The sequence below is a fragment of the Nonomuraea sp. B1E8 genome (assembly GCF_039871515.1).
Classification (GTDB): Bacteria; Actinomycetota; Actinomycetes; order Streptosporangiales; family Streptosporangiaceae; genus Nonomuraea.
This window is the reverse complement of sequence record NZ_JBDPLS010000001.1, coordinates 449,569-476,455: the sequence shown is the minus strand read 5'-3', so window position 1 is coordinate 476,455 and position 26,887 is coordinate 449,569. Positions and strand designations below refer to the sequence as shown.

Here is a 26,887-nt window from a genome sequence, read left to right as displayed (position 1 = left end):
TGTTGCGGATAAGGTGGCTGGGGTCCGTGGGGCGGCGGTTGTTGCCCGTGGGGAACCCCGTAGGGAGATTGTTGTTGCGAGCCCGGCGCGGTCCACGGGGAGGCCGGCGGGGCGCTGTACGGCGGGGGCTGTTCGGCCGACCAGCCTGATGGCGTCTCGGGCGTGGGACCGTGACCGTCTGACATATCCCAATCCTGGCATGCTGGGCGGGACATTGGTGTCGCCCGGTGGTGCCGGGATGATCCGACGCCCCGGCTTGGCCGCATTCTTCGGCGAATCCGGCCCGTGTTCGCGTCCAGGGATGGCAGAAAGTTGCTCTGTTACCGCAGACTGAGATGGCGATCGCGGGGGCGGACCGGAAATTCGCCTTTTGCGGGGCTCCGAGTCACACTCATGAGCCCGCCAAGGGTAACCTTCAGCGATCGTGCGGGTATGTCCCAGAATGCGTAGAACGAATGAGGGGCCATGAAAGGTCGCGTGCTGGTCGTCGATGACGACGCCGCTCTCGCCGAGATGTTGGGGATCGTGTTGCGGGGGGAGGGTTTCGAGCCGTCATTTGTCTCCGACGGTGACAAAGCCCTTGACGCTTTCCGGGATACACGCCCCGACCTGGTGCTGCTCGACCTGATGCTGCCGGGGGCCGACGGCATCGACGTCGCGCGCAGGATCAGGGCGGAGTCGGGCGTTCCGATCGTCATGCTCACGGCCAAGAGCGACACGATCGACGTCGTCCTCGGGCTGGAGTCCGGCGCCGACGACTACATCGTCAAGCCGTTCAAGCCGAAGGAACTGGTCGCCAGGGTGCGGGCGCGCCTGCGCCGCACCGACGAGCCGACCCCCGAGATCCTGCAGATCGGCGACATCACCATCGACGTGGCAGGACACTCGGTCAAGCGCGGCGAGGAGACCATCAACCTCACGCCGCTCGAGTTCGACCTGCTCGTCGCGCTGGCCCGCAAGCCACGCCAGGTGTTCACCCGCGAGGTCCTGCTCGAGCAGGTGTGGGGCTACCGGCACGCGGCCGACACGCGCCTGGTCAACGTACACGTCCAGCGGCTCAGGGCCAAGATCGAGAAGGACCCCGAGCACCCCGAGATCGTCGTGACCGTCCGCGGCGTGGGCTACAAAGCCGGACCCGCCTGACCCCCGCCCAGCCCTGCCATGCCCCCGACCACGAAGACGAGAACACGCAGGCGCACGCTCCGCCAGATTCTCGGCGGAGCGCGCCGGCGGGTTCGTCGTGCGGTGGGCAGGACACGCAGCGTGTGGCGGCGCTCGCTGCAGCTCCAGGTCGTCACCAGCACGCTGGTGATCTCCGTGATCGTGGTGGTGGTGCTCGGCACCTTCCTGTTCGGCCAGATCAACAAGTCGGTGGTCGACAGCAGCCAGCAGTCCTCCGTGAGCGACGCGTTCGCCGACCGCCTGCAGATCGCCGACGCCCTCGCCCCCGACACGGACGAGCAGACCAAGACCGCCGACACCGCCAAGAGCGGCGCGGTCAACCCGCTGGACGAGGTCATGGACACCGTCACGGGCTCAGGCGAGGACGGCTCCAAGAAGCGCTACGACGTGCTGATCCTCAACCCGGCCATCCCGGGCCAGTCGCGGGCCTCGGGCAGCGTCGTGCGCTCCAGCGTGCCGCCCAGCCTCAGGGCGAACCTGCAGCGCTACATGCGCAACCACGAATACGGCAAACCCGTCGGGATCCATCAGCAGATCAAGTTTCCCGGCGAGAGCCAGCCCCGGCTCACCTTCGTGGTCGGCGGCGTGGTGCACGTGCCCAGCAGCGGCCAGAACTACGAGGTCTACCACTTCTTCCCGTTCACCGAGGAAGAGGAGCTGCTCACCAACGTCAGGCTCGCCATCGTCGTGGTGGGCCTCGGCCTCGTGCTGCTGCTCGCCGCGATCGCGTACCTGGTCGCCCGCCAGGTCGTCTCTCCCGTACGGCTCGCGCGCCAGGCCGCCGAACGCCTGGCCGCCGGCAAGCTGGACGAACGCCTCAAAGTGCGCGGCGAGGACGACCTGGCCCGGCTGGCGAACTCGTTCAACGAGATGGCCGCCAACCTGGCGCTGAAGATCCACCAGCTGGAGGAGCTCTCGCAGGTCCAGCGGCAGTTCGTCTCCGACGTCTCCCACGAGCTGCGCACCCCGCTGACCACCGTGCGCATGGCCGCCGACCTGCTCTACGACGCCCGCGAGGACTTCGACCCGATGGCCTCCCGCTCCGCCGAGCTCATGCAGGCGCAGCTGGAGCGGTTCGAGGCGATGCTGGCCGACCTGCTGGAGATCAGCCGCTACGACGCCGGCGCCGCCACGCTCGACCTCGACCCGGTGGACGTGCGTGACGTCGTGCTGCGGGCCATCGGCGACTCCGAGGCGCTGGCCGAGCGCCACTCGACCCGCTTCGAGCTGCGGCTGCCCAACGAGCCGTGCATGGCCGAGATCGACAACCGCAGGGTCGAGCGCATCCTGCGCAACCTGCTGTTCAACGCGATCGAGCACGGCGAGGGCAGGGACGTCGTGGTCACCGTGGGCGCCGACAGGGACGCCGTCGCCATCGCCGTGCGCGACCACGGGATCGGCCTGAAGAACGGCGAGGACACGCTGGTGTTCGACCGGTTCTGGCGGGCCGACCCCTCGCGTGCGCGCACCATCGGCGGCACGGGGCTCGGGCTGGCGATCTCCCGCGAGGACGCCACGCTGCACGGCGGCTGGCTCCAGGCGTGGGGGCAGCCGGGCGAGGGGTCGCAGTTCAGGCTGACGCTGCCCCGGGCGGCAGGGGCCGACCTGAAGGGCTCGCCGCTGTCGCTGGTGCCGCCGGAGATCGAGATGCGGCGTACGTGGCGCGGCGCCATGACCCCCGTACTGCTGCCCGCCACGGCGGACGGGGGCGGTCATGACGACGATTAGGCGGCTCGGCGCCTCGGTCGCGATCGTTCTCGCCATGGTCGCCGCGGGCACCGGGTGCACCGTGATCCCCGTGACCGGCCCGTACATGGTGGGCGACGACGGCACCGGCGGCGACCCGCTGAACAAGCCGTTCCAGCGCATGATCGCCATGCCGCCCCAGCCGAACTGGGGGCCCGAGGACACCATCAAGGGCCTGCAGGCCGCCATGGCCGCCTACGCCGACGACCCGTCGATCCTGCCCCAATACCTGACCCCCGAGGCACGGGCCAAGTGGAGCGCCGCCGGCCCGGTGAAGGTGATCGAGGACGCGTTCGAGATCACCTATCCCACGCCGCGCGACGGCACGGAGACCGTGCTGCAGGTGACGCTCAAGGCGCAGTGGGTGGCCAGCATCGGGACCGACGACGCCTATGCCCCCACGGCAGGCACCTGGGACGGCGGGACGTTCGAGCTGGTCAAGACCCAGCAGGGCGGCTACCTCGTCAACAAGCTGCCCGCCGGGCTCCTGCTCACCAACTCCGACGTGGTGCGCGCGTACCGCCCCGCGAACCTCTACTACCTCAACGCCGACATGCCGGATCGGCTCGTCGTCGACCGCGTGCGCCTGCGGATGAAGCCGACAGAGAGCTTCGCGCGGACCATTCTCGAACGCCTGCTCAAAGAGCCCACCACGGCCCTTCGCGACGCGGTGACCACGAGCTTCCCCGAGGACACGACGATCGAGTCCATCAGGTGGAACGAGGAGCGCGTGCTGGTCAACCTCTCCGGCCCGCTCGATCCGCTCGACCTGAGCGCGGAGGCCGCACTCAGGGCGCAGATCAGGCACAGCTTCGCCGACAACGACGTCGCCAAGGGGCGCATCATCGAGATCCAGGTCGACGGCGAGACGTACGCCGTCGACCGGCCGGATCCCGCCGACCCCTGGCTGGACGACGGGGGCGACACCGCCTACTTCGTCGACAACGGCGCCGTGCACTTCATGGGCAAGGAAGGTCCCGGCGGCGCCGTGCCGGGCGCCGCGGGCGAGCAGCGCGCGGGCTACACCGACTTCGCCCTGTCGAAGGAGGAGACCGGCCTCATCGCCGCCAAGACCTCCACCGGCATTTCCATGGCCAAGCTCGCGCAGGACGGACGCTGGCAGGAGGTCATCCAGGGCACGGAGCTCACGCCGCCGACGTTCCACCGGGACGGGACCCTGTGGACGTACGACAACAAGAACGGCGTCCTGCTCCGGTACGACCCGGCGAGCGGGCGGGGGCCCGAGCGAGTCTCGGCGCCCAAGCTCGCCGGCCTTGACGTCGCCCGCCTGAGGATCGCCAGGGACGGCGTACGGGTGTCCGTCACCACGGGCGAGAACACCGTGCAGATCGGCGCGCTCACCTCCACTCCCGACGGGCTCGTGCTCGGCAACTTCCGCAGCCTGGCCACGACCGAGGTTGGAGACGAGATCGTCGACGTCACCTGGAGCGATGACGAGCACCTGCTGGTCCTGGTGGAGAGCAAGGCCGGGCAGATACTGAACGAGATCAACGTGGGCGACGGGGAGACGGTGGGGGTGCCGTTGAAGGACCGGCTCGCCTCGCTCGCGGCGCTGGACGACCGGGTGCTGGGAGAGGTGAGGACCGACAAGGAGACGAAGATCGTCGAACTGAACCAGGACCGCCAGACCTGGGTCCCGAAGGTCGAGTCCAACGCCGGCAGCCCGCTCTTCCCCCTGGGCTGACCGCCGCCCCGCCGCTGCGTGGTCGCCGGGAACTGTCGGTGCCGGGCGGCATGCTGGGCGGCGTGGTGACCGCCGTTCTCGATCTGGTTCTCCCCGGCACGTGCGCCGGTTGCGGCGCCAAGGGTGCGCGCCTGTGCGATGGCTGCGTCGCCGAGCTGACCGCCTCGCCCGCGCCGCGCAGGCCCGACCCGTCCCCGCCCGGCCTGCCCGACTGCTGGTCGGCGGCGCCCTACACCGGCGTGGTCAGGAAGGCGGTGGTGGCCTACAAGGAGCGCGGCGCGGTGGCGCTGGCCGGGGTGCTGGCGCAGGCGGCGACGTTCACCGCCGTGACGGCGATCGGGCGGACGCGGGCATCGTGGGCGTGCGGCCGGTTCGCGGTGGTTCCCGTGCCCAGCGCGCGGCGGAGCCTGCGCGGCAGGGGGCACGATCCGGTGGGGCGGCTGGCCGTGCTGGTCGCCCGCGACCTGCGGGCGCTGGGCATGCCGGCGAGGGCATGGACGGGGCTGGTCCAGGCTCGGGGCGTGGCCGACCAAGCGGGCCTGAGCTCCGCCGAGAGGGCCGCCAACCTCACGGGGTCACTCCAGGTCCACTCGCCCGCCGGAGGCCCTCCAGCGCCCGTTGCGCTGCTCCTGGACGACATCGTGACCACCGGCGCCACTCTCGCCGAGTCCGCGCGGGCCCTGCGGTCGGCCGGCGTGCCGACGCCGCTGGCGGTCACCGTCGCCGCGACACGCCGAAGATCGCGGAAGTCGTTACGGTGACGGTGAGTAAAGAAAGATCCAATTCGCCGCTCTAACCTGAAGGTGACAGGTGCCTTGCCCGAGTGGCGTGCCGGGGCAGCTCAGCGGTCAGGACGTTCGTGTCCGTAAGGGGTGCCGGCCGGGTGCGCCGGGCTTCGGAATGCGCTTTCCGTACCGTGGAAAATCACGGAAAGTGATCGTTTGATCGACCCTCCGGCTGACATTCTCCCTGGATGCGGATAGCGTTCTGACATGGCACCCGTTCGGGTCCGTGGTTGCGCAGAGCCGGTGTCCCCGGCTCTGCTAGCCGATGCCAGCCGCAGGCAAAACGGTCCACGTAAGGCGACTCTTTGTCGACCGATCACGGTGCGGCTTAGGGGTAAGTCCTGCCTTCCCGAGGGGCCAGATGTCCCTCGCCAGAAGAGAAGGGCAGTAGTGGCGACTGAGCTGCGAGACCCTCAGCAGGCGGATGTGGGGTCGAAGACCAGGTCGGCCGGGCGGGTGCCCACTGAGTTCCCGGTGACGCCGAGTCGGAAGAGGGTAACGGTGGCAGAAAGGCAGACAGAAGACCCCGCCCGGCACGCACATCGTCGGGCGCTCTTGCTCAGTCGTTAGACGAAGGGGGGCTGTTGCATGGACATCATCGTCAAGGGCCGGCACACAGGAGTGAGTGATCGGTTCCGAGACCACGTGACGACCAAGCTGGCCAGGATCGAACGTCTGGACAACAACATCATCCGAGTCGACGTGGAGGTGTCGAAGGAACGTAACCCACGCCTCGCCGACCGACGCGAGCGCGTCGAGCTCACTATTCACTCGAAAGGACCGGCCATCCGCGCCGAGGCGTCGGCCGACGACCGGTTCGCAGCCCTCGATCTCGCCCTCGACAAGCTGGAAGGCCGCCTCAGGCGCCTGGCCGACCGGCGCAAGGTCCATCACGGCAACCACTGCCCGCCTTCTGTGGCGGAGATCACCGCGACGCTTCCTGACGCCGCCGGGCTTCCCCCGATCACCCGGCCCTCCGTCCCCGAACAGGCCCAGGAGCCGGACGAGGACGAACAGGAGAAGAGCGACCAGCTCTACGACGACATCGTCCCGATCGAGATGGACGGCGACGGTCCGCTCATCGTCCGGGAGAAGTTCCACAAGGCGGAGCCCATGACCATCGACCAGGCCCTCCTCGAGATGGAACTGGTCGGACACGATTTCTACCTGTTCCGTGACAAGGAGAGCGGCCAGCCGTGTGTCGTCTACAACAGACGCGGTTACAACTATGGTGTGCTGCGGCTCGTAGAGCCCTGACAGCGCGCTGAAAGATCTTCTCGACCACCCGAGAACCGCGGCACCCATGCCATCATGGCGGTTCAACGGCTCTGGCCCCCCGACGAGGAGGAGACGTGAGCGAGCTCAGTCAGGTTCAGATGAGCGAGCGAAGCGACGAACACACAGTCGCGAGGCTGCGCAAGGAGGCCTCGTGACCGAGTCCGGCGAGGTCCGCGCGTCCGAGAGCGAGCCGATCCGCGTGCTGATCGTGGACGATCATGAGCTGATCAGGCGCAGCCTGGCGCTGGCGCTGGCCGCTGAGCCCGACATCGAGGTGGTCGGTGAGGCGAGCGACGGGCAGGAGGCGGTCGAACTGGCCGATCGCCTCATGCCCGACGTCGCCCTCATGGACGTGCGCATGCCGCGGCAGGACGGCATCGAGGCGGCGAAGGGCATCAAGGCCTCCGTCCCGAGCACCCGCATCATCATGCTGACGGTGAGCGACGAGGAAGAGGACCTCTTCGAGGCCATCAAGGCGGGCGCCACCGGCTATCTGCTGAAGGACGTCCAGATCAACGACGTCCCCGCCGCGGTGCGCGGTGTGCACGAGGGCCAGTCGTTAATCAACCCGGCGATGGCGGCCAAGCTCATCAGTGAGTTCGCCAACATGAGCCGCAAGGAGGCCGAGCGCCCGCCCCAGCTCCCCGTGCCCCGGCTGACCGACCGGGAGATGGAGGTGCTGCGGCTGGTGGCCAAGGGCATGAACAACCGCGAGATCGCCAAGCAGCTGTTCATCTCCGAGAACACCGTGAAGAACCACGTGCGCAACATCCTCGACAAGCTGCAACTGCACTCGCGGATGGAAGCCGTGGTCTACGCGGTGCGCGAACGCATGCTGGAGATCACGTAGGAGGTCCACGAGCGCAGCCGATGTCGAGATCGCCTCGACCTGGCGGCAGCACTCTTAGGGAGCTGCCGCCCAGACCTCCCATAGTGCTGGACCCCCGCTCTGGGCACGCAGCCGAAGATCTCGGACATGGCGCCTCTCGAAACGGTGCTCAACCCCTCCCGGTCGTGCTCAGGATCGGTGCGAGTTCGGGAGGGTCGGCGCGGTCGACACGGACGGAGTCGCAGCCGACCCAGTCGGCCGCCGACCACAGGGCCTCGCGCAGTGCGTCGGCCCACCGGGCGGAGGAGAGGCCGGGCTCCAGGCTGAGCTGCCTGGCCACCAGCGTGGTGCCCTCGCGCGCCGGGTCGACGCGGCCGATCAGCCGGCCGCCGGCCAGCACCGGCATCGTGAAATAGCCGTGGACGCGCTTGTGCTTGGGCACGTAGAGCTCCAGCGTGTAGCGGAAGCCGAAGACGCGCTCGGTGTGGCCGCGGTGCCAGATGAGCGAGTCGAACGGCGACAGCAGCGTCGTGCGGTGGCGGCCGCGCGGCTCGGATGCCAGGGCGGCCGGATCGGCCCACGCGTTGGCGAGGCCCTTCTTGCCCGGCCAGCCCGTGACGGCCACGGGCACCAGCCCCGCGGCACCGTTCAGCAGCACCTCGTCGAGTATCGCCGCGTGACGCCCCTTGAGCCGGAGGAAGTCGATCAGGTCGGTGCGGGTGGCCACGCCCAGCGAACGGCCCGCGATGGCGGCCAGGCGCGTGATGCACTCCTCGTCGGACAGGTCGTCGCCCAGCAGGTCGGCGGGGACGGCGCGCTCGGCCAGGTCATAGACGCGCCGCCAGCCGACGCGGCGGGTGCAGACCAGCTCGCCGATGTCGAGCAGCCACTCCAGGCCGATCTTGGAGTCGGACCAGTCCCACCACGGCCCGCCGTTCTTGGCGCCGCCCACGTCGGACGTCGTCAGCGGGCCCGACTCGCGCACCTTCTCCAGCAGCTTGTCGACGTCGTCGGGGACCTCGTGCCAGCGGAAGCGCCGCTCGCGGTAGGCGCGGCGGCGGAACGAATAGAGCGGCCAGTGCTCGATGGGCAGGATGCAGGCCGCGTGACACCAGTATTCGAAGCTTTGGGCGGGGTTGTGCCAGTATGCGCGCTCGATCTTGGACCGGCCGACCGCGCCCAGGCGGGCGTAGGCGACCAGTTCGTGGGAGCGGGCGAGGACCGAGATCGTGTCGAGCTGCACGGCGCCCAGCCTGCGCAGCATGGCGTGCACCCCACCCTTGCGTGCGTCGGCCCCGATGAGGCCCTGAGCGCGCAGGATGATGCGTCGTGCTTCGTCGGCGGTCAGATCCGGCAGGGGGGTCATGTCGGCATTTCCGTACGGCGGTGCATGCGAGCAATCTAGCGGCGGCCACCGACAGAACCGCCCGCCCGGACCGCCGGGGTGAGGGCCGGCGTAGGGGGGTCGTGGGGCGGGACACGCCCGGGGGAGCGCCGGAATGGAAAACGGCGGGCGGCCCGTTGGACGGGCGCCCGCCGTGCGGAGCGTATGTCAGCGGTGGTCTTCGGCTCGCATGCCCACGCGCGGAGCGTCGATCACGACGTCGGTGAAGATGTCGAAGACGAGAGCGAGGATGCCGCCCACGACGAACACACCGGCACCGATCCAGACGAGCGTCCAGTTACCGGCGGTCAGCCCGAAGCCGGCCACCACCGTGCCCACCAGCATCACGGTCACCGCCAGCCACGATGACGCGCGCCCGCCGTGGCTGCCAAGATTCTCGGTTTGCTCCGACTTCTTCCCCTCAACCATGACAAATCCTTCCTTTGCCGGTTATCGCGCTATTGGTGCGAGCCGACTCTCAACCGGCATATCCTCTGCCTTGAGCCCATTCTCCCAGACCAGTCTTGCGCCCTCGTCGGCACGGTGGCTGTGTCTGCTTGCGGAACCGCCTACCATGGCAACGGGGAAGTTTGTCTCGGCCTCTCCTCCTGGCGGCGCCGCCGGGGTAGACCTGCGAGGAGCTTTACATAAAGTGGCAGCCATTCTCGACAAGATCCTACGTGCCGGCGAAGGCAAGATCCTACGCAAGCTGAAGCGGTACGCAGACCAGGTCAACTCCATTGAGGACCATTTCACAGGCATGTCCGACGCGGAGTTGCGGGCGATGACGGACGAGTTCCGCAAGCGCCACGCCGACGGCGAGAGCCTCGACGACCTGCTTCCCGAAGCGTTCGCGACGGTCCGTGAGACGGCCCGCCGGGTGCTCGGCCAGCGACCCTTCGACGTGCAGATCATGGGCGGCGCCAACCTTCATCTGGGCAACATCTCTGAGATGAAGACCGGTGAGGGCAAGACCCTGACCTGCACCCTGCCGAGCTATCTCAACGCGCTGGCCGGCAAGGGCGTGCACGTCGTCACGGTCAACGACTACCTCGCCAAGCGCGACGCCGAGAACATGGGGCGCATCCACCGTTTCCTCGGCCTCGAGGTCGGCTGCATCGTGTCGGGCCAGCAGCCCGACGAGCGCCGCAGGCAGTACGAAGCCGACATCACCTACGGCACCAACAACGAGTTCGGCTTCGACTACCTCCGCGACAACATGGCCTGGTCGCTCGACGAGTGCGTGCAGCGCGGCCACTTCTTCGCGGTCGTCGACGAGGTCGACTCGATCCTGATCGACGAGGCCCGCACGCCGCTGATCATCTCGGGCCCTGGCGAGCAGTCGGGCAAGTGGTACAACGAGTTCGCCAAGATCGTGCCCCGCCTGCGCAGGGGCGTCGAGGCGAAGAACCCCGGCGAGGAGAGCACCGGCGACTACGTCGTCGACGAGAAGAAGCGCACGGTCGGCATCCTGGAGTCCGGCGTCGAGAAGGTCGAAGACTGGCTCGGCATCGACAACCTCTACAAGCCGGAGCACACCCACCTCGTCGGCTTCCTGAACAACGCGCTCAAGGCCAAAGAGCTGTTCAAGAAGGACAAGGACTACATCGTCGCCGACGGCGAGGTGCTGATCGTCGACGAGTTCACCGGCCGCATCCTGCACGGCCGCCGCTACAACGAGGGCATGCACCAGGCCATCGAGGCCAAGGAGAGCGTCAAGATCAAGGACGAGAACCAGACGCTCGCCACGGTCACCCTGCAGAACTACTTCCGCCTCTACGACAAGCTGGCCGGCATGACCGGCACGGCCGTCACCGAGGCCAACGAGTTCAACAAGACCTACAAGCTCAACGTGGTCCCGATCCCGACCAACCGGCCGATGATCCGTAAGGACCAGGCCGACGTGGTCTACAAGACCGAGGACGCCAAGTTCAACGCGGTGGTCGACGACATCAAGGAGCGCTACGAAGCCGGGCAGCCGGTCCTCGTCGGCACGACCTCGGTGGAGAAGTCCGAGCGGCTGTCCAAGGCGCTCAAGCGGCGCGGCGTGCAGCACGAGGTGCTCAACGCGAAGAACCACGCGCGTGAGGCGTCGATCATCGCCGAGGCGGGCCGCAAGGGCGCCGTCACCGTCGCCACCAACATGGCAGGCCGGGGCACCGACATCCAGCTCGGCGGCAATCCCGAGTTCCGCGCCGACCAGGAGCTGCGCCAGCGCGGGCTCGACCCGGTCGAGACGCCGGAGGAATACGAGAAGGCCTACCCCGAGGCGCTGGAGAAGGCCAAGGCGGCGGTCAAGGCCGAGCACGACGAGGTCACCAAGCTCGGCGGCCTCTACGTCCTGGGCACCGAGCGGCACGAGTCACGGCGCATCGACAACCAGCTGCGCGGACGCTCCGGCCGTCAGGGCGACCCCGGCGAGTCGCGGTTCTACCTGTCGCTCGGCGACGACCTCATGCGCCTGTTCAACTCGGCCAGGGTCGAGATGATCATGACCAGGCTGCAGATCCCCGACGACCAGCCGATCGAGTCCGGCATCGTCTCCAAGGCGATCGCCTCCGCCCAGCACCAGGTCGAGCAGCAGAACTTCGAGATCCGCAAGGAAGTTCTGAAGTACGACGAGGTGATGAACCGCCAGCGCAAGGTCATCTACGCCGAGCGCCTCCGCGTGCTGGAGGGCGCCGACCTGCACGAGCAGGTGCGCGGCTTCATCAGCGACGTCATCGACGGCTACGTCCAGGGCGCCACGTCCGAGGGCTTCGCGGAGGAGTGGGACCTCGAGAAGTTGTGGAAGGCGTTCGGCGAGCTCTACCCGGTCCAGGTCACGATCGAGGACATCGTCGAGGAGGCCGGCTCCCGCGAGGAGGTGACCGCCGAGCTGATCAGCGAGCGGATGAAGGCCGACGCGCTGGCCGCGTACACCAGGCGCGAGGAGGAGTTCGGTCCCGAGACCACGCGTGACCTCGAGCGCCGCGTGATCCTCTCGGTGCTCGACCGCAAGTGGCGCGAGCACCTCTACGAGATGGACTACCTGCGCGAGGGCATCGGCATGCGGGCCTACGCGCAGAAGGACCCGCAGATCGAATACCAGCGCGAGGGCTACGAGATGTTCACCGCGATGCTCGAGGGCATCAAGGAGGACTCCGTCGGGTTCCTGTTCAACCTCGAGGTCGAGGTGCAGGAGAACCCGATCGTCGCCGAAGAGGACGACGCGCTGGCGGAGACCCGTTCGATCATCGCGCGCGGGCTGCGGGGCCCCGAGCGGCCGGCCGAGCTCGAATACTCGGCGCCCGGCGAGCAGGGCGAGGTCGAGCACACCAAGGTGCGCACGACCTCCGCCGAACGGGCCGCCTACGGCAACGTGGAGCGCAACGCGCCCTGCCCGTGCGGGTCGGGCAAGAAGTACAAGCGCTGCCACGGCGACCCGAAGAACGCCGCCTGACGGTTCCTGCGAAGACCCTCACCTTTCCGGGGTGGGGGTCTTCGGCTCTGTACGCACCCTCTTCGGGCGGCCGGTTGCGTGGTCTTTCTGCCTGGGCCACGGTTGTGCGGGGTCTCGCTCGATGAGGTGAGGCCGTCGGAGGGGTCAGGCGGTCTCGAAGTCGGTGCAGAGCCATTGGTGGCCGCGCCGTTCCAGGCGGGCGGCGAGTACGTGGTCGCGCTCGCCGCAGTGCACGACCACGCACATCTCCAGGGCGCCTTCCCTGGGTTCGGTCACGTGCGGCCTCCCGGCGAACGGGGGGCGGCTGGCCGCGATCATCCGCCCGGCCCTGACGAGATCCCGGTAGGCCCGCTCGGTGAGCCGCCCGGCCAGCGTCTCGGGCGGGCGGCGGCCGGTGAGCACCTCCGCCAGGGCCTGCCCGAGATGGCGCAGCCTGCGCTCGTCCGGGGCCGCTCCAGGTGCTCCCCACACCAGGGGGCGCGCGTCCAGAGCCAGGGCTCCGTGGGTCCGGGACGCCGCGCTGCCCGCCCTGCGCCGGCCGTCGTCGTAGGGCGGCTCGGGGACGGGGGTGATGCCGACGTGGGGTGTTGCGGACACGCATCCTCCAAGTGCTCAGGCGGAGAAACAAACGTCATAAGGAGTTTTCGGCCCGGCCCAGGAATACAGCGGCCACCAGCTTCCCCCGGCTGGGGTCGCTTTTCGTCCCGCCGCGAGAAGAAGGTCCTTCGGAGCTGGACCCCCCTCGTCGAGGGCTGCCCGCCGTTTCGGGCGCGGAGCGGCGTACGCATCGGCCGTCCTGAACTCAGGCGGGTTCGCGGCCGGGCGTGGGGAGGTGCAGGGAGCGGATCAGTACGGTGAACAACACGCGTTACAGCCCGCCGAACAGCGACGACCGGTCAGGGCTCGTGATGGTGGTCCGCCCACATCGTTCGCGGGGGTCGCGGGGTTCACCACCCCGCGGCGGATCGCGGGGAACCGGCGCTAGGTCTCGCCGGAGTCGACGTCCGGTTCGGGTTCGCGGCCGGGCGTCAGGATGTTGAGCCTGCGGATCAGGAACGTGAAGACGACGTAGTAGAGCACGCCGTAGACGGCGCCGAGGGCGAGGATGCCGGGTAAGTTCTCGGTGTTGGACTTGCTGGCGTTCAGCAGCAGGTCGAGCAGGCCGGCGGAGAAGCCGAAGCCCAACTGGCCGCCGATCAGCGTGGTCAGCGCCATGGCCAGGCCGGTCAGGATCGCGTGCACCACCAGGAGCAGCGGCGCCACGAAGATGAAGGCGAACTCGATCGGCTCCGTGATGCCGGTGACGAACGACGCCAGTGCCGCCGACAACATGATGCCGCCCACGCCGGCCCGCCGGTGCGGCGGCGCGGCGCGCCACATGGCCAGGGCGGCGGCGGGCAGGGCGAACATCATGATGGGGAAGAAGCCGGCCATGAACTGGCCCGCGTGCGCCGCGCCGCCGAAATAGCAGTTCCAGTCGCCGCCCAGCAACTGGCCGCCCACGTCGCACTGCGGCACCACGTGCCAGACGACGGAGTTGGCGAAGTGGTGCAGGCCGAGGGGGATGAGCAGGCGGTTGATCAGCCCGTAGAGGCCGGTGCCGATCGGGCCGATCGCGGTCAGGGCCTCGCCCGCGTGCCGGATCCACTCGCCGAGCACCGGCCAGAGCCAGCCGAAGAGCACGCCGATGAGCAGCGCCACGATGGCGGTGATGATGGGTACGAACCTGCGCCCGCCGAAGAACGCCAGCCACGTCGGCAGCTTGATGCGGTGGAAGCGCTGCCAGAGCAGGGCCGCGACCAGCCCCATGACGATGCCGCCGAGGACCTGGGTGGGGTTCTGCATGCCGTAGTCGATGATCTCGACGACGCCCTGGTCCTGGACCTCCTTGATCGCGACGGTGTCGCGGATGTCGGAGCCGAAGAACATGACCTTCGTCACCCGGTCGAAGACCAGGTAGCCGACCATGGCGGAGAGCGCGGTGCTGCCGTCGGACTTGCGGGCGAAGCCGATGGCCACGCCCACGGCGAACAGCAGGGGCAGGTTCTCCAGCAGCGCGCCGCCGGCCGCGGCCAGCACCTCGGCCACCTGGCCCACCCAGGCGAATCCCGCCACGTCCGCGAGGCCGCCGGGTTCGGCGCCGTTCGAGCCGAGCATGTCGGGCTGGCCGACGCGGAGCAGCAGGGCCGCCGCGGGCAGGGCGGCGATGGGCAACATCAAGGAGCGGCCCAGCCGCTGGAGCACGGTCATCACGCGAGCGCCCGGCGAAGGCCGGGCGGCGGTCTCGTTCACCGGGCGTTCCTCCGGGGGTGGGAGCCGACCCTCAGGGCTCGAGTAGGGTGCGCAGCTGGTAGCGGTCGGCGCGGTAGGTGGACACGCCGAGTTCCGCGCAGACGCCACCGGCGAACGACCTGCGCTGGAGCAGCAGCACGGCGCCGCCGCGCGGCAGCTTCAGCAGGTCGGCGTCGCTCGGGTCGGCGATGCCGCCGTCGATGGTGAGCTCGCCGGCGTCCATGACGAGACCGTAGCGGCTCTCCAGCAGCTCATACAGTGATTTGTCGGACAGGTCGTGGTCGGCCAGACCGGGGGCGAGCTTGACCGGGATGTGCGCCCGCTCGATGGACAGCGGCTCCCCGTCGGCCGTGCGCAGGCGCTCGATGAAGTGCACCTCCTCGCCCGGCTGGATGCCCAGCTCCTTGGCCAGGTGGGCGCTGGCGCGCACGATCCTCCTGTCGAGGTCGCGCGAGCCGGGGATCATGCCGCGGGCCCTCATGTCGTCGGTGAACGAGGTCAGCTGCAGCGCCAGCTCGATCTTGGGCCGGGCCACGAACGTGCCCTTGCCGGGGACGCGGTGCAGGCGCCCCTCGGAGACGAGGTGGTCGACCGCCTGCCGTACGGTCATTCTGGACAGGCCGAAGCGCTGGCAGAGCTCGCGCTCGGAGGGGATGGCGGCGCCGATGCTGAGCTCGTCGCTGTCGATGAGGTCCAGCAGGATCTCGCGAAGCTGGAAGTATTTGGGCACCGGGCTGTCCGGATCGATGTGCGCCACGGATCCTCCTCTCGAACTGACCAGGGCAATGAGTTATGGTTCGTACTGGTCTAGTCCGGACTAGACCACATGTCGCAAAAGACGGTCAAGTCTAAGCCCTACGGATTTGAGGGATGAGCCCGAGATGACCACGAAGATGCGCCGCGAGATCGCCGAGCAGCCGGCCGCGATTCAGGCCACGCTGGACGCCCTGCTCCCGAGGGTCGACGAAGTGCGCGCGGTGGGCGAGCACGCGAAGCAACTGCTGTTCATCGCCCGTGGCACCTCTGACAACGCGGCGGTCTACGGGCGCTACCTCGTCGAGTCGCACGCGGGCCGCCTGTGCGCGCTGGCCGCGCCGTCGATCGCGACGACGTACAGGCGCCGGCTCGACCTCGACGGCGTGCTGGCCGTGGCCATCTCGCAGTCTGGGCGCACGGAGGAGATCGTCGAGACGCTGGCCTGGGCGAAGGACTGCGGGGCGAGGACGGTCGGCGTCACCAACGGCGGGGCGGACAGCCCGCTGGCCCAGGCCGCCGACGTGGCACTCTGCACGGTGGCCGGCGAGGAGGAGGCCGTGCCGGCGACCAAGACCTACACCACGCAACTCGCCGCGCTGGCCGTGCTCGCGCTGGGGCTCGGCGCCGACGTGGACGTGGCGGAGCTGCGGCGGGTGCCCGAGGCCGTGGAGAAGCTCGTCGCGGCACCTGGCGACCTCGACGCCCTGGTCGAAGGGCTGGCGGACAAGCCGGGCGTGGTGGTGTCGGGGCGCGGGCTGGCGTTCTCCACGGCGCTGGAGACCGCGCTGAAGCTCAAGGAGGCCTGCTACCTGCACGCCATGGGCCTGTCGTACGCCGACCTGCTGCACGGGCCCATCGCCGTGGTCGACGCCGACACCCCCGCGTTGCTGGTCGCCTCCGAGAACAGCCCCACCCTGTCCGGTACGGTCGCGCTGGCCGAGCGGGTGGTGGCCGCGGGGGCGGCGGCGTACACGATCGGGGGCGGCGAGGCGCTCGCGCGGGCGGGCACGGCCGCGCTCAACGGTCCCGACCTGCCCGAGTGGGTCGCGCCGATGGGCCTGATCGTGCCGGGGCAACTGCTCACCGAGGCGCTCGCCCGCAGGCTCGGCATCGACCCCGACGCGCCGCGCGGCCTCAACAAGGTCACTCAGACGGACTGATCACACAGCGTCGTCTAGCCTGGTCGGAGTGTTAGCGCAAGGGAGGACCGGATGGCGGCTGACGTCAACGCGATCATCGCGGCGCTCGGCGGTGCCGGCAACATCATCGAGATAGAGCCCTGCATCACCCGGCTACGTACGGAGGTGCGCGACGCGTCCATGGTCGATCAGGCGGCGCTCAGGGCGGCGGGCGCGCACGGCGTGATGGCCGCGGGCAACGTGGTCCAGGTCGTCGTCGGGCCGGAGGCGGACACGATCGCCAGCGACATCGAGGACGTCATCGGCTGAGAGCGAGATCATGACGACTGTTCTCGCCCCGGTCGAGGGGGCGGCCGTGGGGTTGGCCGCGGTGCCCGATCCGGTGTTCTCCGCGGGCATGATGGGGCCGGGAACGGCGATCGATCCGCTGAGAGGGCCGGGGAAGGCCGTTGCTCCCATAGCGGGAAAAATCATGAAGCTGCATCCGCATGCGTACGTCATCGTGGGGGACGACGGCAGAGGCGTGCTGGTGCATCTGGGCATCGACACGGTCCAGCTCAGGGGCGAGGGGTTCCGGCTGCTGGCGACCGAGGGCGACAGGGTGTGCGCCGGTCAGGCGGTGGTGGCGTGGGACCCGACGGCCGTCGAGGCGGGCGGCCGCTCGCCGGTCTGCCCGGTGGTCGCGTTGGACGCGCTCTCCGATGCGGTGACCGGGGTCGCTCGGGGCAGGGTGCAGGCAGGAGACGAGCTGTTCACATGGGAATAGACCCGCTGCCAAGGCGTCACAATAGGCATGCCGCCGATTCGACCCCGATCGGGCAGGCGCCGTACTAATCCCGGGTCCGGCTGGTCCGGACCGGCGCAGAAGGAGGAAGAAGCAGATGGGTGAGCGCAAGGTCACCGTAGCGGCGGAGGTGGGGCTGCACGCCCGGCCCGCGGCGACGTTCGTGCAGCGGGCCAAACAGGCTCCGATGGACATCGCGGTGGCGAAGGCCCACGGCGGTGACCCCGTCAACGGCAAGAGCATTCTCGCGATCTTGGGGCTCGACGTCCGCCAGGGCGAGACCGTCGTGATCTCCGCGGCGGGCGAGGGTTCGGAAGAGGTGCTCGACGAACTGGCAGAGATCGCCGGTAAGCCATGAATCTGCGGGGGGTGGGGGTCAGCCCGGGCATCGGGCACGGCCCCGCGTACGTACTGACCGCCTCCGTGCCCGAACCCCCCGAGGGCGCCACCTACACCGGTGAGGCGGAGCAGGAGAAGGAGCGCGCGATGACCGCGCTCACCCGGGTCGCGGGCGAGCTGGAGGCCCGCGGCAACCAGGCGGGCGGCGAGGCCGAGGAGATCCTCAAGGCCCAGGCGCTGATGGCCGAGGATCCCGGCCTGGTCGTGAAGGTGCGCTCCCTGATCGACCGCGGGCTGGCCGCGCCGAGAGCGGTCTACGAAGCTTTCACGAAATATCGGGACGTGCTGGCCGGCTCCGGTGGATACCTGGGCGAGCGGGCCGCCGACCTCAACGACATCAGGGACCGCGTGGTCGCGCTCCTCTACGGGCACGCGATGCCGGGGTTGCCCGCCGCGCCGGCGGAGCCGTACGTGCTGGTCGCCCGAGACCTCGCGCCCGCCGACACCGCGCTGCTGTCCAGGGGCGACGTCGCCGCGTTCGTCACCGAGGAGGGCGGCCCCACCAGCCACACCGCGATCATCGCCAGGGCGATGGGCGTGCCCGCCGTCGTGGCCTGCCCGGGCGCGACCACGATCCGGCAGGGCGTGCGGGTGATGGCCGACGGCGGCTCGGGCGAGGTGCGCCTGGAGCCGGCCGAGTCCGACGTGGCCGAGGCCGTCGGCGCCGCGACGGCCAGGCAGGCCGCGGTGTCCGGGGCGGAGGGCCCCGGCCGGACCGCCGATGGCCACCTCGTTCCGCTTTTCGCGAACATCGGCAGCCCGGCCGACCTGGCCGCCGCCCGGGAGGCGGGGGCCGAGGGCATCGGGCTCTACCGGACCGAGTTCCTCTTCCTCGACCGCGCCGAGGCGCCGTCCGCCGAGGAGCAGCGGCGTGCCTACCAGGCGGCGCTGGAGGCGTTCCCCGGTGGCAAGGTCGTCGTCAGGACGCTCGACAGCGGCGCGGACAAACCGCTGGCCTTCCTGCCCTCCACCACAGAGCCGAACCCGGCGCTGGGCGAGCGGGGCCTGCGGGCGTTCCGTAAGTTCCCCGAGGTGCTGGAGGCACAGCTCGGCGCGCTGGCCGAGGTCGCGACCGACGACCTCATGGTGATGGCGCCCATGGTGGCCACGGCCGAGGAGAGCCACTGGTTCGCGCAGCGGTGCCGGGCCAAAGGGCTGAGCGGCGTGGGCGTGATGATCGAGATCCCGTCCGCCGCGCTGCGGGCCAAGGACCTGCTCGCGCCCGTGGACTTCGTCTCGATCGGAACCAACGACCTGTCCCAGTACGCCTACGCCGCCGACCGCCAGCTCGGCGCCGTGAGCGCGCTCCAGGACCCGTGGCAGCCCGCGCTGCTCGACCTGGTCGCCATGGCTGCGCACGCCGCCCACGACGCGGGCAAGCCGTGCGGGATCTGCGGGGAGTCGGCCGCCGATCCGGCGCTGGCGTGCGTGCTCGTCGGCCTGGGGGCGACGACGTTGTCGATGGGGGCAGGGGCGCTGCCCGCCGTACGCGCCGGACTGGCCGCGCACACCCTGCAGCAGTGCGCGTTCGCGGCCGAGGCGGCGCGGGAGCAGACGACCGCGGGCGCCGCGCGTGCGGCGGCCCGCGTGCACCTTCCCGAACTCGGCAGGCTGGGGCTCTGACGAGGGAACCGGGGCCCGCGGGCGCGGGGCCCGGCCGGGTCGTCGCACGGATACCTTAGGAGGCATGCCTCACTCCCCTCGACGCATCGCAACGGCAGGTGTCCTGACGATCGCGCTCGCCGCGTGCGCCGGCGGCGGCGGTTCGGCGGGCACGACGCCGCCGGGGGGTAAGGCGGCGCCACCCACGCAATCCACCCCGCAGCGCCCGCCCCAGACGCCGGACAAGCCCGATCCCGTCAAGAGCGCGCTGGCCGAGATGAGCGTCGCGGAGAAAGTGGGCCAGCTGTTCATGCCCGTCCTCTACGGCACCTCCGCCTCCTCGGTGTCGGGGGAGAACCACGCCCGCTACGGCGCCCAGACCCCGGCCAAGGTGATCAGGAAATATCACCTGGGCGGCGTGATCCTCTTCCCGCAGAACGTCAAGAGCTCCCGCCAGGTCGTCGGCCTCACCAACGGCATGCAGCGCGCGGCCAAGGGAGTCCCCCTCCTGGTGGCCACCGACCAGGAGAACGGCCTGGTGTCGCGGATGTCCGCGGTCATGACCGACTTCCCCGGCGCGGGCGAGATCGGCGCGAAGAAGGACCTGTCGTTGTCGCGGGCCGTGGCCGCGGCCACCGGCCGGGAGTTGCGGGCGCTCGGCGTCAACCTCGACTTCGCCCCCGTCGCCGACGTCAACGTCAACCCGGGAAACCCCGTGATCGGCAGGCGGGCCTTCGGCGACGACCCGAAAAAGGTGGCCAAGATGGTCACGGCGGCGGTCAAGGGCTTCGACGACGCGAAGATCGCCGCCACGGTCAAACACTTCCCCGGCCACGGCGACACGACCGTCGACAGCCACAGCGGGCTGCCCGTGATCAAGCACACCAGGGCCGAGTGGGAGCGGATCGACGCGCCGCCGTTCAAGGCCGCGATCGCCGCGGGCGTGGACGCCGTGATGAGCGCCCACATCGTCTTCCCCAAGCTCGACCCGTCGGGAGACCCGGCGACGTTGTCCAAGCCCATCCTCACCGGCCTGCTGCGGGAGAAGCTGGGCTTCAAGGGCGTGATCTCCACCGACGCGCTCAACATGGGCGGGGCGCGCACGAAGTACGACGACGGCGAGGTGGCGGTCCGTGCCGTGCTGGCCGGCGCCGACCTGCTGCTCATGCCCAACGACCTGCCCGAGGCCCACCGGGCGGTGCTGGCGGCGGTGAAGTCGGGCCGCATCTCCGAGCAGCGGCTCGACCAGTCGGTCACCAGGTTGCTCACGCTCAAGCAGTCGAAAGGGCTGCTGGCCGAGGCCCCCGTCGCCTCCGCTGCGGAGGCGGCCCGCGTGCTGCGCTCCGCCGAGCACCGCAAGCTGGCCGCCCGGGTCTCGGGCGGTTGAGGCCGCTACGATCCGTCCCGGACGTTCAGGCGTCGCGCCGGCCCAGCAGCAGCCCGCCGGCCAGGAGCGCGGCCGCCGCCCACGCGGCGAGCACGCCCAGCCCCGCCCACGGGCCGAGCGGCAGGACGGCGGCGTCGGTGGTGGCCTGGACCGCGAGCCCGGCGCCGGCCGGCGACAGCTGCCAGAGCAACCGCTGCGTCCCCTCGTCGGCGACCATCCGTACGGCGAGCGGGAACAGGTAGAGCAGGCCCAGCACGGCGCCCGTGGCCGCGGCGGAGTCTCGTACGGCGGTGGCGACGCCCAGGCTGAGCAGGGCGATCAGCGCCAGATAGAGCACGGACCCGGCGGCGGCGCGCAGCGTCGGGCCGTCGGCCGGCGACAGCGGCGGGTAGCCGTGGGCCGGGGTGAATCCGCTGCCAGGGAGCAGCAGCCGCCCGGCCAGCACCGACCCCAGCACGCCTGCGGTCCCCGCGGCCAGCGTCAGGCCGGTGAGCACGGTGGCCTTGGCGGCCAGGACGGTGGTGCGGCGCGGCATCGCGACGAGGCTGGTGCGGATCAGGCCGGTGCCGTATTCGCCGCACACCATCAGCACGGCCAGCAGCGCCACCGTCGCCTGGCCGAGCTGGACGCCCTGCAGGCCGATCCTGGCGGCGTCGTGGCCGCAGCCCGCCGACGCGCACGTCACGGAAGCGGCCGCCACGGCGCTCAGCGCCACGGTCAGCACGACCGTCCCGGCCAGCAGCCACCCGGGCCCCGGCACGGTGCGCAGCTTCGTCCACTCGGCGTACACGGCGTGTCTCATACGTCACTCCCGCGCAGCCGGTACGCGGCCAGGGCGAGGGCGGCGGCGGTGTAGCCGCACAGGACGGCGAAGCCGGCCCACGGCGCCAGCGGGTAGTAGCCGGCCACCGGCGCGTAGTGGGCGATCACCTGCGGATATTCGGGCACGCTCTGCTGGATCGCGAACCCGGCCGCGGGCGTGATCCGCAGCAGCCACTCCGACACGCTCTCCGGCAGGAAGGACATGACGGCGAGCACGTACGGGACGAGGGTGGCCGCGACGGCCACGACGACCGCCGTCGCGCTGCGCCGGAACAGCGCGCCGAGCGCGAGGCCGAGGACGGCGGCCACGGCCGGCAGCGCGGCGACGCCCGCGATCACGCGCAGCTCGGTGAGCAGGGGGACCGGCTGGGTGAAGACGCCGTTGCCGCTCAGGATGCGCCGCCCGGCCGGCAGCGTGACGCCGGTGGCGGCCAGCCCGGCGAGGAACGTCACCAAGCCGATCACCACGGCCTTGGCCGCCAGCACCCGGCCCCGGCGCGGGCTGGCCAGCATCGTGGTGTGGATCAGCCGCCGCCGGTATTCGGCGGTCACGAACAGCACCCCCACGACGATCGTCGCGATCAGCCCCGCCATCGCGCCGGACAGCGTGCGCTCGACGGTGTTCTCGCCCGTGAGGGGCGCGATGTCCCCGACGCCGGTGATGGCGAACGTGCCGCCGGAGCGCTCCAGCCGGCCCGGGTGATGGGGGGTCACGCCGTCGAGTCCCATCGTGACGCCGATGTCGTCGTTCTTCCACGTGCCGCCGGTTCCGGCGCCGCGCACGCTGACCCGGTCGGCGACGGCGGTGGCCTCCGTGAAGCGGGACGCCGCGACGGACCCGCCGGCGGCGTTCGGCGAGATCGTGAGGTCGCCGGGGGAGGCGGCGAACAGTCCGATGCGGACCTGCGTCGGCAGGCCCTCCAGGCGGGCGGTGCCGACCCGGGTCCACCGCCTGCCGTCGGGTGACTCCTCGCCGATGATCGTGTCACCCGTACGGGTCAGCCGCAGCCAGCGCGGGGATCGCGGTGAGACGCCGCCGGGGCGGCCGGCCACGTCCTCGGTGAAGTCGTGCTGCATGCGCACGCCGTGGTTGCCGGTGACCATCACGGCCGCGTAGGAGGCGCCCTGCTCCGTGCTCTCCTTGATCATGAGGCCGGCCTTGGCCCAGGGCACGACACCTTCGACCACGTTCCTGACGCCAGGGGTGGCGTCGGGCTTGCGGATCTGGCCGATCATGGAGGTGACGCGCGCGGTGATGGCGCCGTCGCCGTCCAGCGGCTGGTGGACGAAGAAGAACCGGTCCTCCACGGCCTGGCCGCCGGGGCCCAGCGGAGGGACGGGACACGGCACCTCCACCGGCCCATTGCTGCAAGAGGAGTGGCTGCCCGCGGCGAACGACAATCCGAGTCCCACGATGAGCAGCGCCCCGGTCGCCACGCCGGCCACCCACCCGCGAACGGTGCGGAACTTGGTCCACTCGGCGCGTACGAGCTGCCAGAACCCGTCCCGCCCGGCTCGCAGGTCCGAGCGGTAGGGGGTGACGGCGGTCATCGCGCCGCTCCCCGGTGGTCGACCGCATCCCTGGTCAGGTCGAGGTACGCCTCCTCCAGCGTCGCCCGGTGGGCGCTCACCTCGGAGAACGGCACGGACCGGTCGCCGAGCAGCCGTACGACGTGCTCGGCGGCCAGCCCCGCGACGGTGAGCGTGTCACGTCCGGTGACGGTCACCGTGGCGCCCGCTCCGGCTAGCGCCGACATCGCGGGCTCCCGTGCCGTCGTGCGGACCGTGACCTGGCCACCGGACGCGGCCGCGATCAGGTCGGCCACGCTGGTGTCCGCGACCACCCGGCCCCGGCCCGCCACCACGAGGTGGCCGGCGGTGTCCTGCAGCTCGCTCATCAGGTGGCTGGACACCAGCACGGCCCGCCCTTCGGCGGCCAGCGACCGCAGCAGCCCGCGGATCCACACGATGCCCTCGGGGTCGAGGCCGTTGAACGGCTCGTCCAGCATGAGCATCGGCGGGTCGCCCAGCAGCGCCGCGGCGATCCCCAGCCGCTGGCGCATGCCCAGCGAGAACCCGCCCGCGCGGCGTCTCGCCGCGGCGGCCAGCCCGACCTGCGCCAGCAGCGCGTCGGCCCGCCCGGCGCCCAGCCCCTGGGAGCGGGCCAGCCACAACAAGTGGTCGCGCGCGGTGCGGCTCGGTTGCAGCGCACCGGCGTCCAGCAGCGCGCCGACGTGCCGCAAGGGGGTGCGCAGGCTCCGGTACGGCCGCCCGCCGACCAGCGCCCTGCCCTCGTCGGCGGTGTCCAGACCGAGCACCACCCGCATCGTGGTGGACTTGCCCGCGCCGTTGGGGCCGACGAACCCGGTGACCTGGCCAGGCCGTACGGTGAACGACATCCCGTCCAGGGCCTGGGTCGCGCCGAACCGCTTGCGCAGCCCGGAGACTTCGATGGTTGCTTCCACGCCAGGCAGACTAGGCAGCGGACCCCGTGCCGGTCGTCACGCGACGGAGCCATCTCCGCCCTCCCTGACGCCCGCGACGGCCCGTCCCTCGTACGAGGGATGGCGGCGGGCCGCGGGGCGGTGACAATGGCTTGCGTGAGGCGAGCGGGCGGCAGGCGGATGGCGTGGGTGCGCCGGATCCCGGCCGCGTGCACGGCGCTGGCGCCGTATGCGCCCCTGGCGACCGGCGTGCTGCCGGCGCTGCTCGCCGTGGCCGAGTCGCTGGCGGCGCTCTCGTCGACGCGGCCGGTGCTGGGCGACACGGTGAGCGTGCCCGCGGGCACCTTTGTGGACGCCCCACCGACCGCGGACCGGGCGGGTCCCGGGGCGCGTGGCGCCGAGCCCTGGGTGCCGGACCCGGCCCAGCTCATCGTGCTGCCGCTGCTCGCGCTGGCCACCACGCTCCCGCTGCCGCTGTTGTGGGCGCAGCCGTTCGCGGGGGCCCTGGTCGCCTGCGCGGCGGCGGTGATGTCGATCGCGGCCTTCGACACGTTCACCGTGGCGGGCACGGTCACGCAGCTGATCGCCGCCTACCGGTCCGGCCACCACGGGCCGCCGGTCCCCGCCGTGCTGGCCGTGGCGCCGTTCCCGCTGCTGGCGGTGGCGCTGGCGGCGGCCGGTCGTACGGACGGCCAGGCGTGGATGCTCGCGCTGCTGGCGGCGTGCACGGCCCCGGCGGCCGCGCTGGCCGGGATCGCGCGGCGGGCCCGCCGCCGGGCGATGGCCGACACGGCGGCCCGGCAGGTCATGTCGGAAAGCTTGCTGGAGCACGCGGCCAGGGGCGAGCGCGCCCGTATCGCCCGTGAGCTGCACGACGTGGTCGCCCACCACATCTCCATGGTCGCCGTGCAGGCGGAGACGGCCCGGCTCGCCGTCCCCGGGATGCCCGACGCCGGTGCGGAGCGGCTGCTGGCGATCGGCGACACCGCCAGGGCGGCGCTGACCGAGATGCGGCGGTTGCTCGGCGTGCTGCGCGAGGACGCGGAGGCGGAGCCGGCCTGGCGGCCTCAGCCGGGCCTGCGCCTGCACGAGCTCAACGAGCTGCTCGACGCGTCGCGCGAGGCGTCGGGCACGGTCACCCGGCTCGTCCTGCGCGGCACTCCGGTGGAGCTCGACCCGGGGGTGGAACTGGCCGCGTACCGGATCATCCAGGAGGCTCTCACGAACGTGCGGCGGCACGCCCCGGGCGCGGCCGTGGACGTGGAGCTCGACTACGGTGACGAGGTCGTGCGGCTGCGCGTCCGCGACAACGGGCCGGGACCGCCCAGTAATGAGCCCGGTGATGAGCCCGGTGATGAGCAGGGTGGTCACGGTCTGTCAGGCATGCGCGAGCGCGCCGCGGCCGTCGGCGCCGGCCTGCACACGGGCCCCGCGCCGGGCGGGGGGTTCCTCGTCGAGGCCCGCCTCCCGCGCAGCGACGAACGCCTCCCGGGAAAGGAACGACCGAGCGGATGAGTGGTCCCAAGGTCCGTGTCGTCATCGCCGACGATCATCTGGTGGTGCGCACCGGGTTCGCCGAGTTGCTCGACACCCAGCCGGACTTCGAGGTCGCCGGCACCGCCGCCGACGGCGCCGAGGCGGTGCGGGTGTGCCGCGAGCGGTCGCCCGACGTGGTGCTCATGGACGTGCGCATGCCCGGCATGGGCGGCATCGAGGCCACCCGGCTGCTCGCGGGGCCCGGCGGGCCACGGGTGCTCATCCTGACGACGTTCGACCTCGACGAGTACGTCTACGACGCGCTGCGCGCCGGGGCCAGCGGCTTCCTGCTCAAGGACGTCACCGCCGAGCGGCTCTTCGACGCCGTACGCGTCATCGCTGCGGGCGAGGCGCTGCTGGCCCCGGCGGTCACCCGGCGGCTGATCAGCGAGTTCGCCCGCCAGGGCCCGAGGGGCGAGGCTCCCGTGGCGGAGCTGGCCAGGCTCACCCCGCGCGAGACGCAGGTGCTGAGACTGGTCGCGGAGGGGTTGTCCAATCCGGAGATCGCGGGGCGGCTGCTGGTGACGGAGGAGACGGTCAAGACGCACGTCAGCCGCGTGCTGAACAAGCTCGGCCTGCGTGACAGGACCCAGGCGGTCGTCGCGGCGTACGAAACGGGGCTGGTGGTGCCTCGCGGCCGGGCGTGAGCGCGGGCCGCGGGACACCTTATTCTGGAACGACGTTCGAGCCTGGAGGTGGTCGTGGTCACGGGTGTGCTGATCGACTGGGGCGGGGTGCTCACGACGAGCATGTCCGACTCCATCGGCAGGTGGATTCGCGAGGACCGGATCGACGCCGAGCACTACTACGTCGTGATGCGCGAGATGGTCGATCACGCTTACGGCGACGGCGCGGGGGAGAGCACGGTCCACGCGCTCGAACGCGGCGAGCTCGACGGTTCGGCCTTCGAGCGCGATCTCGCGGCCCGGCTGCTCACGCTCGACGGGGTGCCGCCGGTGGCGGAGGGGCTGCTGGATCGTATGTTCGCGGGGTTCGAGCGGGTCGAGGAGATGTACGACTTGCTCCGCGATGTGCGGAAAAATGGTCTTAAAACGTGTTTGCTCTCCAACTCCTGGGCGAACACGTATGCCCGCGACGGCTGGGACGACCTCTTCGACGCGGTCGTGATCTCCGGCGAGGTCGGCATGCGCAAGCCCGAGCCGCGCATCTTCCACCACGCCCTCGGCCGGATCGGGCTCCCCGGCGAGGAATGCGTGTTCATCGACGACATCGAGGCCAACATCCTGGCCGCCCGCGCCCTCGGCATCGCCGGCATCCACCACCGCGACGCGGAGTCGACCATCACGGAGCTCGAGTCCCTCCTCCGCCTCACGCTGCGCCGGGCCTGACAACCTGCCGGGGCATCGCGGTCAGG

24 protein-coding genes are annotated in these 26,887 nt (G+C 70.8%); 16 read left to right on the top strand and 8 right to left on the bottom strand.

Annotated features, from left to right (window positions below; all coding sequences use genetic code 11):
- Positions 1-465 precede the first annotated feature (465 nt).
- The 6 genes from mtrA (at position 466) to ABGA98_RS02125 (ending at position 7,546) form a co-directional block, all read left to right on the top strand.
- On the top strand, positions 466-1,143 hold the full coding sequence (mtrA, locus tag ABGA98_RS02150; protein ID WP_043620615.1) for an MtrAB system response regulator MtrA: 678 nt from the start codon (positions 466-468) through the stop codon (positions 1,141-1,143).
- Between the two features lie 102 nt (positions 1,144-1,245).
- A complete protein-coding gene (gene mtrB, locus ABGA98_RS02145; RefSeq protein WP_347616458.1) occupies positions 1,246-2,910 on the top strand; it encodes an MtrAB system histidine kinase MtrB in 1,665 nt (554 codons plus the stop codon).
- On the top strand, positions 2,897-4,633 hold the full coding sequence (locus ABGA98_RS02140) for an LpqB family beta-propeller domain-containing protein (RefSeq protein ID WP_347616457.1): 1,737 nt from the start codon (positions 2,897-2,899) through the stop codon (positions 4,631-4,633). The genes mtrB and ABGA98_RS02140 overlap by 14 nt, the downstream gene beginning before the upstream one ends.
- Positions 4,634-4,695: 62 nt before the next feature.
- Positions 4,696-5,394 carry a ComF family protein gene (locus ABGA98_RS02135; RefSeq protein WP_347616456.1) on the top strand — a complete coding sequence of 233 codons (699 nt, stop codon included), beginning with the start codon at positions 4,696-4,698 and terminating at the stop codon, positions 5,392-5,394.
- A 612-nt stretch (positions 5,395-6,006) separates the two neighbouring features.
- Entirely contained in the window at positions 6,007-6,675 is a 669-nt protein-coding gene (raiA, locus tag ABGA98_RS02130) for a ribosome-associated translation inhibitor RaiA (RefSeq protein ID WP_347616455.1), read from the top strand.
- A gap of 172 nt (positions 6,676-6,847) precedes the next feature.
- Positions 6,848-7,546, top strand: coding sequence for a response regulator transcription factor (locus tag ABGA98_RS02125; protein WP_132518859.1), 699 nt, complete (start codon positions 6,848-6,850; stop codon positions 7,544-7,546).
- Positions 7,547-7,694: 148 nt separating this feature from the next.
- Here the strand turns inward: ABGA98_RS02125 and ABGA98_RS02120 are convergent, their stop codons facing one another.
- Together ABGA98_RS02120 and ABGA98_RS02115 are read right to left on the bottom strand one after the other, a co-directional pair.
- Positions 7,695-8,891 carry a crosslink repair DNA glycosylase YcaQ family protein gene (locus tag ABGA98_RS02120; RefSeq protein WP_347616454.1) on the bottom strand — a complete coding sequence of 399 codons (1,197 nt, stop codon included), beginning with the start codon at positions 8,889-8,891 and terminating at the stop codon, positions 7,695-7,697.
- 186 nt (positions 8,892-9,077) lie between these two features.
- Entirely contained in the window at positions 9,078-9,338 is a 261-nt protein-coding gene (locus ABGA98_RS02115) for an HGxxPAAW family protein (RefSeq protein WP_132596035.1), read from the bottom strand.
- A gap of 223 nt (positions 9,339-9,561) precedes the next feature.
- Between ABGA98_RS02115 and secA the strand changes: the two genes are divergently transcribed.
- The gene (gene secA, locus ABGA98_RS02110) at positions 9,562-12,351 is read left to right on the top strand and encodes a preprotein translocase subunit SecA (RefSeq protein ID WP_347616453.1); all 2,790 of its coding nucleotides are present in this window, start codon (positions 9,562-9,564) and stop codon (positions 12,349-12,351) included.
- A gap of 144 nt (positions 12,352-12,495) precedes the next feature.
- Here the strand turns inward: secA and ABGA98_RS02105 are convergent, their stop codons facing one another.
- The 3 genes from ABGA98_RS02105 to ABGA98_RS02095 all read right to left on the bottom strand — a co-directional run bounded on the left by ABGA98_RS02105 (position 12,496) and on the right by ABGA98_RS02095 (position 15,400).
- Entirely contained in the window at positions 12,496-12,948 is a 453-nt protein-coding gene (locus tag ABGA98_RS02105; RefSeq protein WP_347616452.1) for an Rv3235 family protein, read from the bottom strand.
- A gap of 384 nt (positions 12,949-13,332) precedes the next feature.
- The gene (locus ABGA98_RS02100; RefSeq protein ID WP_347616451.1) at positions 13,333-14,643 is read right to left on the bottom strand and encodes a PTS transporter subunit EIIC; all 1,311 of its coding nucleotides are present in this window, start codon (positions 14,641-14,643) and stop codon (positions 13,333-13,335) included.
- A gap of 31 nt (positions 14,644-14,674) precedes the next feature.
- Complete coding sequence (locus ABGA98_RS02095) at positions 14,675-15,400, bottom strand: GntR family transcriptional regulator (RefSeq protein WP_347616450.1); 726 nt, start codon at positions 15,398-15,400, stop codon at positions 14,675-14,677.
- A gap of 124 nt (positions 15,401-15,524) precedes the next feature.
- On the opposite strand from ABGA98_RS02095, the gene ABGA98_RS02090 reads away from it, so the two are divergent.
- From ABGA98_RS02090 to nagZ, 6 genes are all read left to right on the top strand, one after another.
- Positions 15,525-16,559, top strand: coding sequence for an SIS domain-containing protein (locus ABGA98_RS02090; protein ID WP_347616449.1), 1,035 nt, complete (start codon positions 15,525-15,527; stop codon positions 16,557-16,559).
- A 51-nt stretch (positions 16,560-16,610) separates the two neighbouring features.
- Positions 16,611-16,847, top strand: coding sequence for a glucose PTS transporter subunit EIIB (locus ABGA98_RS02085; protein WP_347616448.1), 237 nt, complete (start codon positions 16,611-16,613; stop codon positions 16,845-16,847).
- A 10-nt stretch (positions 16,848-16,857) separates the two neighbouring features.
- On the top strand, positions 16,858-17,304 hold the full coding sequence (locus ABGA98_RS02080) for a PTS glucose transporter subunit IIA (RefSeq protein ID WP_347616447.1): 447 nt from the start codon (positions 16,858-16,860) through the stop codon (positions 17,302-17,304).
- Positions 17,305-17,419: 115 nt separating this feature from the next.
- Positions 17,420-17,680: an HPr family phosphocarrier protein gene (locus tag ABGA98_RS02075; protein WP_347616446.1), complete on the top strand. Its 261-nt coding sequence runs from the start codon at positions 17,420-17,422 to the stop codon at positions 17,678-17,680.
- Between the two features lie 11 nt (positions 17,681-17,691).
- The gene (gene ptsP / locus ABGA98_RS02070) at positions 17,692-19,344 is read left to right on the top strand and encodes a phosphoenolpyruvate--protein phosphotransferase (RefSeq protein ID WP_347616445.1); all 1,653 of its coding nucleotides are present in this window, start codon (positions 17,692-17,694) and stop codon (positions 19,342-19,344) included.
- 64 nt (positions 19,345-19,408) lie between these two features.
- Positions 19,409-20,710 carry a beta-N-acetylhexosaminidase gene (gene nagZ, locus ABGA98_RS02065; protein WP_347616444.1) on the top strand — a complete coding sequence of 434 codons (1,302 nt, stop codon included), beginning with the start codon at positions 19,409-19,411 and terminating at the stop codon, positions 20,708-20,710.
- Between the two features lie 25 nt (positions 20,711-20,735).
- On the opposite strand, the gene ABGA98_RS02060 is transcribed toward nagZ, so the two are convergent.
- The 3 genes from ABGA98_RS02060 to ABGA98_RS02050 are packed head-to-tail and all read right to left on the bottom strand — an operon-like array spanning position 20,736 to position 23,997.
- Entirely contained in the window at positions 20,736-21,512 is a 777-nt protein-coding gene (locus tag ABGA98_RS02060) for an ABC transporter permease (RefSeq protein WP_347616443.1), read from the bottom strand.
- On the bottom strand, positions 21,509-23,083 hold the full coding sequence (locus ABGA98_RS02055) for an ABC transporter permease subunit (RefSeq protein WP_347616442.1): 1,575 nt from the start codon (positions 23,081-23,083) through the stop codon (positions 21,509-21,511). The genes ABGA98_RS02060 and ABGA98_RS02055 overlap by 4 nt, the downstream gene beginning before the upstream one ends.
- Positions 23,080-23,997 (bottom strand): ATP-binding cassette domain-containing protein, encoded by a 918-nt coding sequence (locus ABGA98_RS02050; RefSeq protein WP_347616441.1) that lies wholly within the window; start codon positions 23,995-23,997, stop codon positions 23,080-23,082. The genes ABGA98_RS02055 and ABGA98_RS02050 overlap by 4 nt, the downstream gene beginning before the upstream one ends.
- Positions 23,998-24,132: 135 nt before the next feature.
- Between ABGA98_RS02050 and ABGA98_RS02045 the strand changes: the two genes are divergently transcribed.
- The 3 genes from ABGA98_RS02045 to ABGA98_RS02035 are packed head-to-tail and all read left to right on the top strand — an operon-like array spanning position 24,133 to position 26,861.
- Positions 24,133-25,491, top strand: coding sequence for a sensor histidine kinase (locus tag ABGA98_RS02045; protein WP_347616440.1), 1,359 nt, complete (start codon positions 24,133-24,135; stop codon positions 25,489-25,491).
- Positions 25,488-26,159 (top strand): response regulator transcription factor, encoded by a 672-nt coding sequence (locus ABGA98_RS02040; RefSeq protein ID WP_347616439.1) that lies wholly within the window; start codon positions 25,488-25,490, stop codon positions 26,157-26,159. Before ABGA98_RS02045 ends, ABGA98_RS02040 begins: the two co-directional genes overlap by 4 nt.
- A 54-nt stretch (positions 26,160-26,213) precedes the next feature.
- On the top strand, positions 26,214-26,861 hold the full coding sequence (locus ABGA98_RS02035) for an HAD family phosphatase (protein ID WP_347616438.1): 648 nt from the start codon (positions 26,214-26,216) through the stop codon (positions 26,859-26,861).
- Positions 26,862-26,887 lie beyond the last annotated feature (26 nt).

Bases quoted from the DNA above. Each gene is read 5' to 3' on its own strand.
- mtrA (WP_043620615.1), top strand. From the start codon at position 466: ATGAAAGGTCGCGTGCTGGTCGTCGATGACGACGCCGCTCTCGCCGAG.
- ABGA98_RS02140 (WP_347616457.1), top strand. From the start codon at position 2,897: ATGACGACGATTAGGCGGCTCGGCGCCTCGGTCGCGATCGTTCTCGCC.
- raiA (WP_347616455.1), top strand. From the start codon at position 6,007: ATGGACATCATCGTCAAGGGCCGGCACACAGGAGTGAGTGATCGGTTC.
- ABGA98_RS02120 (WP_347616454.1), bottom strand. From the start codon at position 8,891: ATGACCCCCCTGCCGGATCTGACCGCCGACGAAGCACGACGCATCATC.
- ABGA98_RS02115 (WP_132596035.1), bottom strand. From the start codon at position 9,338: ATGGTTGAGGGGAAGAAGTCGGAGCAAACCGAGAATCTTGGCAGCCAC.
- ABGA98_RS02090 (WP_347616449.1), top strand. From the start codon at position 15,525: ATGACCACGAAGATGCGCCGCGAGATCGCCGAGCAGCCGGCCGCGATT.
- ABGA98_RS02085 (WP_347616448.1), top strand. From the start codon at position 16,611: ATGGCGGCTGACGTCAACGCGATCATCGCGGCGCTCGGCGGTGCCGGC.
- ABGA98_RS02080 (WP_347616447.1), top strand. From the start codon at position 16,858: ATGACGACTGTTCTCGCCCCGGTCGAGGGGGCGGCCGTGGGGTTGGCC.
- ABGA98_RS02075 (WP_347616446.1), top strand. From the start codon at position 17,420: ATGGGTGAGCGCAAGGTCACCGTAGCGGCGGAGGTGGGGCTGCACGCC.
- nagZ (WP_347616444.1), top strand. From the start codon at position 19,409: ATGCCTCACTCCCCTCGACGCATCGCAACGGCAGGTGTCCTGACGATC.
- ABGA98_RS02060 (WP_347616443.1), bottom strand. From the start codon at position 21,512: ATGAGACACGCCGTGTACGCCGAGTGGACGAAGCTGCGCACCGTGCCG.
- ABGA98_RS02055 (WP_347616442.1), bottom strand. From the start codon at position 23,083: ATGACCGCCGTCACCCCCTACCGCTCGGACCTGCGAGCCGGGCGGGAC.
- ABGA98_RS02040 (WP_347616439.1), top strand. From the start codon at position 25,488: ATGAGTGGTCCCAAGGTCCGTGTCGTCATCGCCGACGATCATCTGGTG.